This is a genomic window from Tenacibaculum amylolyticum, assembly GCF_964511145.1.
GTDB lineage: Bacteria > Bacteroidota > Bacteroidia > Flavobacteriales > Flavobacteriaceae > Polaribacter > Polaribacter amylolyticum.
Genome location: NZ_CAZEFZ010000004.1, coordinates 44,489 through 56,944, shown reverse-complemented (window position 1 = coordinate 56,944; position 12,456 = coordinate 44,489). Strand labels below are relative to the sequence as shown.

The 12,456-nt window shown below is 31.2% G+C and carries 12 protein-coding genes; 4 read left to right on the top strand and 8 right to left on the bottom strand.

Annotated elements, in window-relative coordinates:
- Position 1 precedes the first annotated feature (1 nt).
- From ACKTTC_RS01770 to ACKTTC_RS01745, 6 genes are all read right to left on the bottom strand, one after another.
- Positions 2 to 610 (bottom strand): hypothetical protein, encoded by a 609-nt coding sequence (locus ACKTTC_RS01770; RefSeq protein WP_408037711.1) that lies wholly within the window; start codon positions 608 to 610, stop codon positions 2 to 4.
- Positions 611 to 687: 77 nt separating this feature from the next.
- The gene (locus tag ACKTTC_RS01765; RefSeq protein WP_408037709.1) at positions 688 to 1,221 is read right to left on the bottom strand and encodes an OmpH family outer membrane protein; all 534 of its coding nucleotides are present in this window, start codon (positions 1,219 to 1,221) and stop codon (positions 688 to 690) included.
- Positions 1,222 to 1,318: 97 nt separating this feature from the next.
- Positions 1,319 to 3,529 (bottom strand): type II secretion system protein GspD, encoded by a 2,211-nt coding sequence (locus ACKTTC_RS01760; protein WP_408037708.1) that lies wholly within the window; start codon positions 3,527 to 3,529, stop codon positions 1,319 to 1,321.
- A 57-nt stretch (positions 3,530 to 3,586) separates the two neighbouring features.
- Positions 3,587 to 3,940, bottom strand: coding sequence for a hypothetical protein (locus tag ACKTTC_RS01755; protein ID WP_408037707.1), 354 nt, complete (start codon positions 3,938 to 3,940; stop codon positions 3,587 to 3,589).
- A 1-nt stretch (position 3,941) separates the two neighbouring features.
- Entirely contained in the window at positions 3,942 to 4,667 is a 726-nt protein-coding gene (locus tag ACKTTC_RS01750) for a hypothetical protein (RefSeq protein ID WP_408037706.1), read from the bottom strand.
- Positions 4,668 to 4,815: 148 nt separating this feature from the next.
- Positions 4,816 to 5,991 carry a GlmU family protein gene (locus tag ACKTTC_RS01745; protein ID WP_408037704.1) on the bottom strand — a complete coding sequence of 392 codons (1,176 nt, stop codon included), beginning with the start codon at positions 5,989 to 5,991 and terminating at the stop codon, positions 4,816 to 4,818.
- A 286-nt stretch (positions 5,992 to 6,277) separates the two neighbouring features.
- On the opposite strand from ACKTTC_RS01745, the gene ACKTTC_RS01740 reads away from it, so the two are divergent.
- The 3 genes from ACKTTC_RS01740 to ACKTTC_RS01730 are packed head-to-tail and all read left to right on the top strand — an operon-like array spanning position 6,278 to position 7,893.
- The gene (locus ACKTTC_RS01740; RefSeq protein WP_408037703.1) at positions 6,278 to 6,667 is read left to right on the top strand and encodes a 6-phosphogluconate dehydrogenase; all 390 of its coding nucleotides are present in this window, start codon (positions 6,278 to 6,280) and stop codon (positions 6,665 to 6,667) included.
- Positions 6,657 to 7,208 carry an acyl-CoA thioesterase gene (locus tag ACKTTC_RS01735; RefSeq protein ID WP_408037702.1) on the top strand — a complete coding sequence of 184 codons (552 nt, stop codon included), beginning with the start codon at positions 6,657 to 6,659 and terminating at the stop codon, positions 7,206 to 7,208. The genes ACKTTC_RS01740 and ACKTTC_RS01735 overlap by 11 nt, the downstream gene beginning before the upstream one ends.
- Positions 7,201 to 7,893: a cyclase family protein gene (locus ACKTTC_RS01730; RefSeq protein WP_408037700.1), complete on the top strand. Its 693-nt coding sequence runs from the start codon at positions 7,201 to 7,203 to the stop codon at positions 7,891 to 7,893. The genes ACKTTC_RS01735 and ACKTTC_RS01730 overlap by 8 nt, the downstream gene beginning before the upstream one ends.
- 148 nt (positions 7,894 to 8,041) lie before the next feature.
- Here ACKTTC_RS01730 and ACKTTC_RS01725 read toward each other — a convergent pair whose 3' ends face one another.
- The gene (locus tag ACKTTC_RS01725) at positions 8,042 to 9,049 is read right to left on the bottom strand and encodes a 3-oxoacyl-ACP synthase III family protein (protein WP_408037698.1); all 1,008 of its coding nucleotides are present in this window, start codon (positions 9,047 to 9,049) and stop codon (positions 8,042 to 8,044) included.
- 108 nt (positions 9,050 to 9,157) lie between these two features.
- Here ACKTTC_RS01725 and ACKTTC_RS01720 point away from each other — a divergent pair, with 108 nt between their 5' ends.
- Positions 9,158 to 10,549 (top strand): Gfo/Idh/MocA family protein, encoded by a 1,392-nt coding sequence (locus ACKTTC_RS01720; protein WP_408037697.1) that lies wholly within the window; start codon positions 9,158 to 9,160, stop codon positions 10,547 to 10,549.
- Positions 10,550 to 10,621: 72 nt separating this feature from the next.
- On the opposite strand, the gene ACKTTC_RS01715 is transcribed toward ACKTTC_RS01720, so the two are convergent.
- Entirely contained in the window at positions 10,622 to 12,424 is a 1,803-nt protein-coding gene (locus ACKTTC_RS01715; protein ID WP_408037695.1) for a sodium:solute symporter family protein, read from the bottom strand.
- Between the last annotated feature and the right edge of the window lie 32 nt (positions 12,425 to 12,456).

Sequence of the window (12,456 nt, the reverse complement as noted above, 5' to 3'; positions counted from 1 at the left end):
CTTAAAAGTTTAATTTAGGTTCGTTTTTTATTTTTTTTGTTGGTATTTTAAACTTTACTTCTCCTGTATAGGTTCCTAAATCTTCTACAGTAATGTTTAAATAATCGTCTTGTAAATATTTTTTATCCCTTGGGTAAACAAACAACATGTCTGTAGATTTACTCATACCATACATTCTTGGATAGACATAATCTAATAAGGTTAACGTATCTTTTTTTGAAGTAAATACATGAACTTTTTCTCCCATTCCAAAAGCCAATTCATTGACCATAGCTCCAAATTCTTGTCTATTTTTAGGTGTCGCACTTAGCAATTCTTTATTATCTCTAGACATTGATAAAGTGAAGTATATGTACTTTTTATACTTTTCACGAAGCTTTTCTACATCTTCTTTTGTAAATGTATTTCCTAACTCTTGATCTACTAATAAATCTGTGGGTTTATACAATAAAGTAAAATCATAACCATTTACATTTTTACTTTGTACATACCCATGATCTTGATTTCTTAGATAACCCCATAACTCTTCTTTTGAAGAAAATGTTTTTCTAGTACAACTATTGGATACAATAATTGCTAGTAATAACAAAACTATTTGTGGTAACTTCATAGCTTTTAATATGTTCTTTTTGTACAATTTGGTTTTAATGACAGTACCCTTCGACTTTGCTCAGGGTACGTATATCTTTATTTTCCGTCAAATTCAGAATTTAATCCTTCTAAAACTTTTTCTGTTAAATCTGCACTTTTATCGGCATACATAATATTTCCTCCTCCACTCGCTCCAAAAATCATCTTATAGCCTTTTTGTTTCCCATACTCAGTAACATAATCATTAATATCATTGATAACTGTTTGAGTAGCTTTTTTATCTTCTTCTTGGATTTGATTTTGTACAGCCTGTTGATAGTTATTAATTTGCTGTTGCTTGTTTGCTAACAACTCTTGCTTTAACTTTAATTCTTTCTTAGAATAATTAGCTCGCTCCTTTTCATATAACTTTAATTCTTTTTGCCAATCTGTTACTAAACTATCTACATTTGCTTTTAATACTTTAGCTTTCTTTTCAAATTGAGCTCTTACTTCTTTTGTTCTTTTATAACCTTCTAATAATTTGTTTACATCTACATAAACTAATTTAGAGCTTTCTTGTGTGTAAAAAAAAGTAACGATTGAAGCTATTAAAGCTACGATTGCAGTTCCTAATGCAATTTTTTTCATTGTAATTTAAATTTTATATAAAGTTCCCGTTTTCAGACTGCTAAGTTATTAAAAACAGATAATAATAAACAATTAATTTGTTAATTTTATTAACATTTTATTTTATAACCGTAGGCCTTATCAATACTGATAATTTTGATTTTCTAGCCGTACGTACTCGTTTACTAAACAACCATTTTATAATTGGAATCCTTGCTAAAAAAGGCACTCCTGACCCTGAATCATTTTTTACGTTTTCTTCTAATCCTCCTAAAATAACAACATCCTGATTTTTTACTCTTACAGTTGATGTAAACTCTCTAGAATTAATCCCTGGAGGAGCTTCAGGTTCAATACGTTCTCCATTAAAACTTGATTGTACTACACTAATACCTAATGTAATTTGCTCATCTCCAGAAACTATAGGACGTATAGAAATTGATAAGTTTGCATCTATAGGTAAATAGTTTCGTATTACTTGTGTTTGTGGATTTTGTACCCCTAAAACATTACTTTGTGTTACAGCATAATACGATGTTACTCCGCTAGACAATGTTGCTCTATGCCCATTAAGAGTAGATAACTTAGGAGTAGATTTAATTTTTACGTTCCCATTCGATTCCATTGCCTGAATTTTTGCATAGAAATTCGGCACTACTCTACCTACATTTAAAGCTCCAAAACCATTAAATCCTCCAATTAATCTATTAATAGCATTTGCTCCAAGAGTAACATTTGCTGACGGAAATAATGCCCCTGTACTAGCTGTTGGTTTATCTCCTACACCAAGTTCTACACCTGCTGTTAAAGTATTAGATTTATTAACTTCTAAAATCATTACTTCAATTAAAATAACAGGAACAGGCTTGTCTATCTTTTTAATAAAATTTTTAAACTTTCGTACATCTTCAGGATCTCCAGTAACAATAAAAGAATTTTGTTCTACATCTGTTTTTATATCTAGATTCCCTCCTCCTTTGCTACTTTGCAAATAATCAGGAAAAAGAGATAGAATAGCTCCCTCTTTTAAACTTTCTAAATTTGAAGATTGACTACTACCTCTCTGTCCAATACTTCCACTTCTTTGTTGAGAAAAGTTTCTTGATGTTCCTCTTTGCCCTAAACTCTGTCCATTAGAACCGTTATTAAAATTACTATTATTCAAACTATTTAAACCTCCGGTGCCCGATCTACCAGTGAAACTAGATGAAAACACTGAGTTTCTGCTATTTGAAACAGGTTGATTCATAATCTCAATAGATCGATGCATCATAGGAATAATTTCTGTTGTCTTTAACGATTTTTGATCTCCTTTTCCAAAAAAGTAAATCCCATCTTTCTTTCTATATGTATAGTCTGTATCTTCTAACATTTTTGAAAGCAAATCATCATAATATACTTCTGATGCTTTCATCGAAACAGTTCCTATGTTATTTAATGGTATATTGGTGTAAGAATCTATATTTAAATCCTTTCCTATATCTTCTATAACATTTTCAATTGCTACATTTTCAAAATCAACTTCCAGTTTTTTAGATATAGAGTCTAATACTTTAAAATAAAAGTTTGATTTTCTAAATCGCTTCGGTCTTTTTGCTACCGGTTGTTGCTGAGGCTGAGTGCCTCTTCTAGGATTACTATTTCTACTTGGGTTAGTAGTAACCACTACATCAGTTCCATCTCCTTGAAACAAATAGTAATCATCTTTGGTTTTGATTACTTCTAAGTTATTAGAAAATGCTAGTTTTTCCATAGCACTGTAGAAAGGTTTATTCTTAATATATCCAGATATTCTCTTGTTTGCTATTTCTGGTGAATACACTAAGTTTTTACCTGTTATATCTGTTATTTTCTTAAATGCAACTGATAAAGTATCTTGTTTTAACTCTATAGAAAATAAATTGTTCTGAGCATCATAAGATACAGGAATCTCCCTAGGAGTATATACTTTAGGCGGAGGAGTTGTAGCCGGCCTGTTTTTTAAAGCAATAATATTTCCAGTAATATCTACTGTTAAATTAAACTCTTTACATAAGTACAATATAAAGTCTATCAATCTAGCATCAGGTAAATTATACGTAAGCATTTTATCATTTAACTGATTATCAACCACCATATTCACATCCGTTTCTCTACCTAAAGAGGCAATAAAAACAGGAAGACGTGTTTGATTGACATCTAAATTTACCTTTTCATATAAACCAGGTATATTTTCTGCTAACTTCTCTAACTTTTCTCGAATTTCTTGTATTCGTTGTTCTTCATTATTAACCTGTGCATAAGTTATTAATGAAACAAACATTGTTATTATTATAATGACTTTTTTCAATTGTATCTTTTTAAATAAACATTGCATTAATAATTAATTATTAACACAATTTCATAACTAATTTATTTTTAATCTATTTGTTTTATATGGTGTAGCATGTTCTGTATTTATTCCACGTACTCTCCATTCATAATCTCCAGCTTCAAGCGCTACTTCAAATACTGTGGTATTTATTTCTCGAGATACTACAATTTGAGTAGGTGCTAAAAAACTTGGTGCAACTATTTCTATTTCATAAGCATCTGCTCCACTAATTTCTTTCCAATTGAATCGTATAGTCCCCGGACTTAACTCAACAGCATTTAAAGGTCCTAGAACAACAATTTCCTCATCTGAAATATCTTCTACAAAGAAAGACTCACAATTACTGAATGTTATCAAAATTCCGATTAGTAAAGCAATTTTTTTCATGTTAAAAATCAAACTTTTTTATTTTTCTATTAATTTCTTTATTAGGGTTTCTTACCGTACCATTCTTACATAACTCCCCTTCTTTAACTACACCAACAATTTTAGTTTGCTTTCGTTCAGATACTTCCCAACATAAAGAAGAAACATCGTACTGAAAAACTTGAAGTACAGCTGTATTTATCTTATCTATAAGTTTATTTCCTTTATACATTAATATAAAAGATTGTTTATCGTGTAATGTTTTTAAATAATACGTATCTGACTCTTGAATATTCTTTAATGTTTTAGTATTCGCTACAAATTTTAGTTTTGTTACGATTGAAACTTCTGGGTTTTTAACCAGATAATTTAATATTTCCGAGTTCCCTGTATTCAAAGCTTTCACTATTGCTATCTTATCACTAATTTGTACCTCTACATAATTAGGAATTACTTTTATAGAATCGTTATATGTAATTAACTCTTTAGAAGAAGTACTTTTCGTGTATTCGGAATAGCTTTTAAAATTTTGTTTATCAATTTTTTTAAGTGTAACTTTTAATTTGATATTCTCTTTATATTCAGGAATTCCTATGATTTCATATCCTGTTTTACGAACAGATTTCTTTTGTTTTCCTATTACCCCTAAATCTACCAATCCATACGATTGATATAATTTATTTTTTTGTGGTAACACATAACATGAAGCAAATGATAGACAAAATATTAAATACAAATATTTTTTCATGATACAATTTTTGAATAAGTATTTTTCCCTCGACAAATGTAGGTATTTTTATTTATAATTGAAATTAGACTAGTATTTTATAGGTTTCTATAAAATAAGAACAAGTCATAGATTTGACTTGTCTTTTAAATATATTTTAGAAACAAAATTAATAATTCCTATATTTTTTTGTTTCTTCAAAAACTGCAGAAAGAATTCTTTGTTCCATATCGTTATATACAATATTTCTTCTTTTCATTACCACTTCTGCAACTTCATTCACTTTATTCATTTTATACTCACTAAAACCAGAAGCTCCTCCCCAACTAAATGAAGGAACAAAATTCCTTGGGAATCCACTTCCAAATATATTCGCTGAAACTCCTATAACAGTACCTGTGTTAAACATGGTATTAATTCCACATTTAGAATGGTCTCCCATCATCAACCCACAAAACTGTAATCCAGTTTTTGCAAACCTTCCAGTTTCATAATTCCATAACCTTACTTCAGCATAATTATTTTTTAGATTCGAATTATTCGAATCAGCTCCTAAATTACACCATTCTCCTAATACAGAATTTCCTAAAAACCCATCATGACCTTTGTTTGAATATCCAAACAACACAGAGTTGTTCACCTCTCCTCCAACTTTACAATAAGGTCCTAATGTTGTAGCTCCGTAAATTTTAGCTCCTAATTTTAAAACTGATTTTTCGCACATAGCCAATGCACCACGAACAACAACACCTTCCATAATTTCGGCATCCTTTCCTATGTAAATAGGTCCAGTAGTCGCATTTAATGTAGCAAAAGTCAATTTAGCTCCTTCTTCTATAAAAATATTCTCTTTCCCAATACATTGTACTGTATCTGGAATTGGTTGCGATGTTCTTCCTTCCGTTAATAATTCAAAGTCTTGTTGAATCGCCTTCTCATTATTAGAGAAAATATCCCATGTGTTTTTTGCTTGAATAATATCTTCCTCAAATTCTATTTGATGATATTTTTCAAAGTTTACCTCTTCTTGTTCTTCAGAAGTATGAAATGCAATTACGTCTTCTCCTTTAAAAATTGCCTCATTCTTTTTTAAAGCTTTTACCATTTCTACTAACTCAGGAATTGGCAAAAAAGAAGCATTCAACATAATGTTTTCCTCCATTTCTACCATCGGGTATTTTTCTTCTAAATACTCTTCTGTAATTGTAGTTGTAGTTAAGCCTAAATATTTTTCCCATTTCTCACGAATCGTTAAAATTCCAATTCGAATATCTGCAACAGGACGTGTATAAGTAAAAGGTAAAAGAGATGTTCTTACATCTCCATCAAATAAAATATAGTTCATTTTTATTCTCGTTTGAAGCATCACAAACATACAATAAAAAACCGATTACCTTAACGACAATCGGTTTCAAAATAATGGTTCCCCGTAATTATTTACTGTAATACATATTCTTTACTCTCACGATAATCTTGAAAACTTTTTGAACCAAAATTTTATATTAATCTAAATTATATTTCTATAGTCGGAATATTTAAAGGAAAATTACAATTCCCCTGAATTTAGTTGTACTTTTGAGATATTATTAATGTCTTATACGACATATATAGTAACTATTAATCTATACTCTATGAAAAAAATTCTAGCATTTATATTACTTGCCATTATATTGTTAGCAACTGCTTATTATGCATTCATTTATTATTCAACTTATAGTGAAGGAGTTCGATCTGGAGAACTTATAAAATTTAGTAGAAAAGGTGTTGTAGTAAAAACTTGGGAAGGAGAAATTAGCCAAGGAATTTCTGGCGCCCAAATTTTTAAGTTTTCTGTTGAGGATACTAAAAAAGAAGTCATTGCCGATTTAGAAAAATTCCAAGGACGCTATGTAAAAGTGTATTATATAGAACGCTTTGGAACTTTATTCTGGTTAGGTGATACAAAATATTTTATTACAAAAGTCGAAGAAGAACAATCTCCTCATTTTGGAGGTTTAAAAGCTGTAGAAAATGAATACTAATTATAAACACGTAACAGACACTCGCATTACTATCTCTGAATTAATGCTACCTTCTCATGCTAATTTTAGTGGTAAAATTCATGGTGGTTATATTTTAAATTTAATGGATCAAATAGCTTTTGCCTGTGCTTCAAAATATTCTGGTGCCTATTGTGTAACAGCTTCTGTAGATACTGTAGATTTTTTAAATCCTATTGAAGTTGGCGAATTGGTAACTATGAAAGCTTCTATTAATTATACTGGAAGAACATCTATGGTTGTAGGAATACGTGTAGAATCTCAAAATATCCAAACAGGGAAAGTTAACCATTGTAATTCTTCCTATTTCACCATGGTAGCAAAAGATGAAAATGGAAAAGGTATTCCTGTTCCTGGATTAATTGTAAGTAATGATTTAGAAATAAGAAGGTTTTTAAAAGCTGCCAAACGAATTGAAATGAAACACAAACGACGTGATGAGTTTGACAGTGATAATTTTATGCCAGAAAATTACGTGGAAATGTTAAGAAACTTTAATGTTAAAGTAGCACTGAATGATTGAGATTATTGACCTGAGTCAAGAAATTTACGAAGGAATGCCTGTGTATAAAAGTTTGCCACAGGTAAAAATTAGTGTTCACAATACTCATGAAGAGTGGGATGATGAAATTAATCCCACTACTAAAACACCTGCTGTTTATAAAATGGAAATGGGCGAACATACGGGTACACATGTAGATGCTATAAATCATATGGCGAAACAGTATGTTGGACATTCTATTGATACTATGCCGCTTTCTATGTTTTATACAGAAGGAATTTGTTTAGATTTTTCAAATAAAAATTTTAAAGAACTTATTACTTCTGACGATATTAAAAAAGAGCTCCAAAAGGAACAGCTTGAAATTAAGGCAAATGACACTGTGCTTTTATACACAGATCATTATCGAAAAGCGTTCCAAACAGAAAATTGGGGAAACGGACCGGGTATCACTACAGAATGTGCACGTTGGTTAGGCGAGCAAAAAATCGCTGCTTTTGGAGTAGAAACCATGTCTCCTGGTGTTCCCGGAATTTCTAATAAAGAAGTCCATCATATTTGTGGTGAATTAGGTTTTACGCATTATGAAAATATGATAAATCTACATCAACTTATTGGACGTGGACGTTTTCGTTTTATAGGATTGCCTTTAAAAATTAGAGGTGGAACTGGTTCTCCAGTAAGAGCTGTAGCAATTTTTGAGTAAAATAAAATTGGTTATTTGTATATATAACAAACAGTAAACACCTACCTCAGTTAGTTTCAGATGTTCACTAAAACTATCGATATCATAAAATATAAAAAAACCGAAGCGTTTGCTTCGGTTTTCTATATAGGTAAATAATATATTTTTATTACCAACGTATTACTACAGATCCCCATGTGAATCCACTACCAAACGCTGCTAATACAACTAAATCATTATCTTTTATTTTTCCTTTTTCCCAAGCTTCTGTTAATGCTATAATTACAGATGCAGCAGTAGTATTACCATATTTCATGATATTATTATATACTTTATCATCTGATAATTGGAATTTCTTCTGAATGAATTGCGCAATACGTAAATTCGCCTGATGCGGAATTAACATATCAATATCTTCTTTTTGTAATCCATTAGCTTGTAAACCTTCCACAATAGCTTCAGAAAAACGAACTACTGCATGTTTAAATACAAATTGTCCGTTCATGTGCGGGTAATACGATACATCTTCTGGATCGTTTTCTTCCATAATTTCAGGAACCCAACGTCCAGTTGAAGGACCTTCTAATACTAATTCTTTAGCGTGCTTTCCTTCCGAATGTAAATGAGAAGATAAAATTCCTTTTCCTTCCTCTTCACTTCTAGATAATACAGCAGCTCCAGCTCCATCACCAAAAATTACAGTTACTCCTCTACCTCTAGTAGATCTTTCTAAACCACCAGAATGATTTTCTGAACCAATCACTAAAATATTCTTGTACATTCCAGTTTTAATAAACTGATCTGCTACCGATAAAGAATATATGAATCCAGAACATTGATTACGTACATCTAGTGCTCCAATAGTTGGCATATCTAATAAATCTTGAATTTGTACTCCTCCACCTGGGAAGTATAATTCAGGACTTAATGTCGCAAAAATTATAAAGTCAATATCATCTTTAGTTAAACCAGCTCTTTCTATGGCTATTTTTGCCGCTTTTGCTCCCATAACTGACGTAGAATCATCAGTTTTAGGATCTATCCAACGACGTTCTTTAATTCCTGTTCTTTCCTGAATCCATTCATCACTAGTCTCCATCCACTGCGTTAAGTCATTGTTAGTAACCACATTATCAGGAACGTAATAACCTAAACCGGTAATTTTTGAATTATACATATTTATTCTGTTATAATATTGTTTGTTTGCAAATTAATAGCCCGTAAAAGTAAGAATTAATTAATACCTTTACAAGAAACAAACACTAATCATACAATCAACCAATTCATGAAAAGAAAAGACTTTCTTTCACTATCGGCAAAAGCTGCCATGTTTTTAGGTTTACCCTTATCCTTATCTGCAAAAGAAGAGTTAGAAGAGAAAATTTTTTTACAATCACAAAAAAAATCAAAAGGAAGCGCATTCGCTTTAACAGCTCCCAAAATAGCTAAGGTTAATGTTGGTATTATTGGCTGTGGTAACAGAGGACAAGTACTTGTTCAAATGTTCGATTGGTTAGTAAAAAATAATAAAGCTGATGTAGTAGCTGTTTCTGACCTTAAAAAAGATAAAACAGATAAGCTTAATAGTCATTTACAAAAAGTGCATGGTAAAACTGCTAAAGCTTATTACGGAGGACCTAACGAATGGAAAAAGTTAGTTGATAGAGACGATATTGATTTATTAATTATTGCTACTCCGTGGGAAATGCACACGCCAATGTCTTTATATGGAATGGAAAAAGGTAAACATGTTGCTTGCGAAGTTCCTATTGCTTATACTTTAGAAGATTGTTGGAAGTTAATTGAAACTGCTGAACGAACTCAGAAACATTGTATGATGATGGAGAATTGCTGTTTCAATGGTGAAGAACTATGGGTATTAAATATGATTAACCAAGGTGTTTTTGGTGATTTAACACATGCTGAAGGCGCTTATATTCATGATTTAAGAAAACATTTATTACATGATACTTACTATGAAGATCAGTGGCGTATAAAACATCATTTGAATAAAGATGGAAACTTTTATACTACACACGGATTGGGTCCAATTAGCCAATATATGGACATTGGTCGTGGAGACACATACGATCATGTAGTTTCTATGAGTTCTCGTGAAAAAAGTTTGAGTGACGCAGCAAAAAAAGCTAATATTAATAAGTTTTCGAATGTAAAATGTGGTGACATGAATACCACAATGATTAAAACTAAACTTGGGAAAACCATCATGTTACAGTTCGATGTACATTCTGGCCGTCCTTATGACAGATTAAATACAGTAGTAGGTACAAAAGCAGTTCATGAAGGCTATCCTTCTAAGTTATATATTAATGAAGATGAATTAGCTTGGTGGGGACATAATTGGTTAGACGATAAAAAGTATAAAGAATATAGAGATAAATACAATCATCCTTTATGGGCTAAACTAAAAGCTCAAATTTCTGACAATTCTGTTGGACATGGAGGTATGGATTTTGTAATGATTTATCGCTTAGTTAAATGTTTAAATGAAGGATTGCCTTTAGATATTAATGTGTATGATAGCGTATTGTGGAGTTCTATTACGCCATTATCTGAATTATCGGTTGCTCAAAATAGTAATTCTGTAAAAGTACCTGATTTTACAGGAGGTACTTGGGAAAACAAAAATACTTCTGAAATGCTACGAGACATTTAATAAAGATGATAAACAAAATAAAAAAGAGGAACTATAATGGGTTCCTCTTTTTTATTTATATCTAGTAAATTTCTATAAAAAATTCACTTTTATTTTCTTCCATAATTTCAATAAGCCTAAAGCTGAAATCAATGCTAAAACAGATAATCCTACTGCTATTCCATAATTCCCATAAATCCAATTACCCGTTGCAAATAAGCAACTAAAAACTAATACACAACCAATAAATACTGCTAGTAATCCATCTGTTAAATTTGTACTTACCTCCTTTTCCTCTATTACAATTCCTTGCTCTTTCGCTTTTTGTAACACGTACGACCATCCTTCTTTTTTAGGTTGTATTTTCTTATAAAAATCGATTAGAACTTTATCATCTTCTGGTTTTGTAAAAATGGTTACCAATACCCAAACTATTGTAGTACATAAGACCACTAGTGGGAATTGCCAATAACTTTCAAACACACCATTTGCACCAAATAAGGCTTCAGAATTGAAATGAAAAATTAACGAGAAAACTCCAGAAGCTAACATCGCTGAAATTTCACTCCATGCATTAATACGCCACCAAAACCAACGTAATAAAAAGATCAATCCAGTTCCTGCGCCAAACATTAAAATAAATTTAAAAATTTCTAAGGCATTTGTAAATGATAAAGCCAATATGGCACTCAAAATCATTAAAACTACTGTAGCTATCTTTCCAACATTTACTAAAGCTTTCTCGCTAGCATTTGGATTTATATTTTCTTTATAAAAGTCATTAACAATATAGGAAGCCCCCCAATTTAAATGCGTAGAAATTGTACTCATGTAGGCAGCAATTAAAGACGTTAATACAATACCTGCTAAACCTTTAGGCAAAAAAGTTAACATTGCTGGATATGCTAAATCTTGTCCTAATTTACTATCTGACACATTTGGAAAAGCCTCTTTAATACTTGCTAAATCAGGGAATACAACTAACGATGCCAATGCTACAATAATCCATGGCCATGGGCGCAAAGCATAATGTAAAATATTAAAAAAGAACGTAGCACCAATTGCATGGTTTTCATCTTTAGAAGCTAACATTCTTTGTGCGATATATCCACCTCCTCCAGGTTCTGCTCCTGGATACCAAGCACTCCACCATTGTACTGCCAATGGAATTATAAAAATTGAAATCAATAATTCTTTATTACTAAAATCTGGCAAGATTGATAATTTATCTACTACATTTGGATGCGTTAATAAATTTCCTAGTCCATCAACATCTGGATGATTTACTGAAACTACAGCTGCACCAATAGCTCCAACCATAGCTACAAAAAACAATAAAAAATCGGTATAAACCACTCCTTTAAATCCACCAATAGCACTAAAAACTACCGTTACTACTGAAGCAATTCCGATAGTTTGAATTGGTGTAAGTCCTAACATTACTTCTCCTATCTTAATTGCAGCTAATGTTACTCCAGCCATAGCCAATACATTAAAAAAGACTCCTAGATAAAGTGACCTAAAACCTCTTAAAAACTTCGCGGGTTTTCCTCCATATCTAAGTTCATAAAACTCTAAATCTGTTGTTACACTACTCTTTCTCCATAATTTTGCATAAATAAAAACAGTTAACATTCCTGTTAATAAAAATGCCCACCAAACCCAGTTTCCAGAAACGCCATTGGTTCTAACAATATCTGTTACTAAATTGGGTGTATCTGTTGAAAAAGTTGTGGCTACCATAGAAACTCCTAATAACCACCAAGGCATATTTCTTCCTGATAAGAAATATTCAGAGGTACTTTCTTTCGATTTTTTAGAAACCCATATTCCAATACCAAGTGTGATGCTGAAAAAGATGAAAATAAAAGCGTAGTCAATCGTAGTTAAATTCATGGAGTAAAATTTAGTTTCGACCAAAATAATCA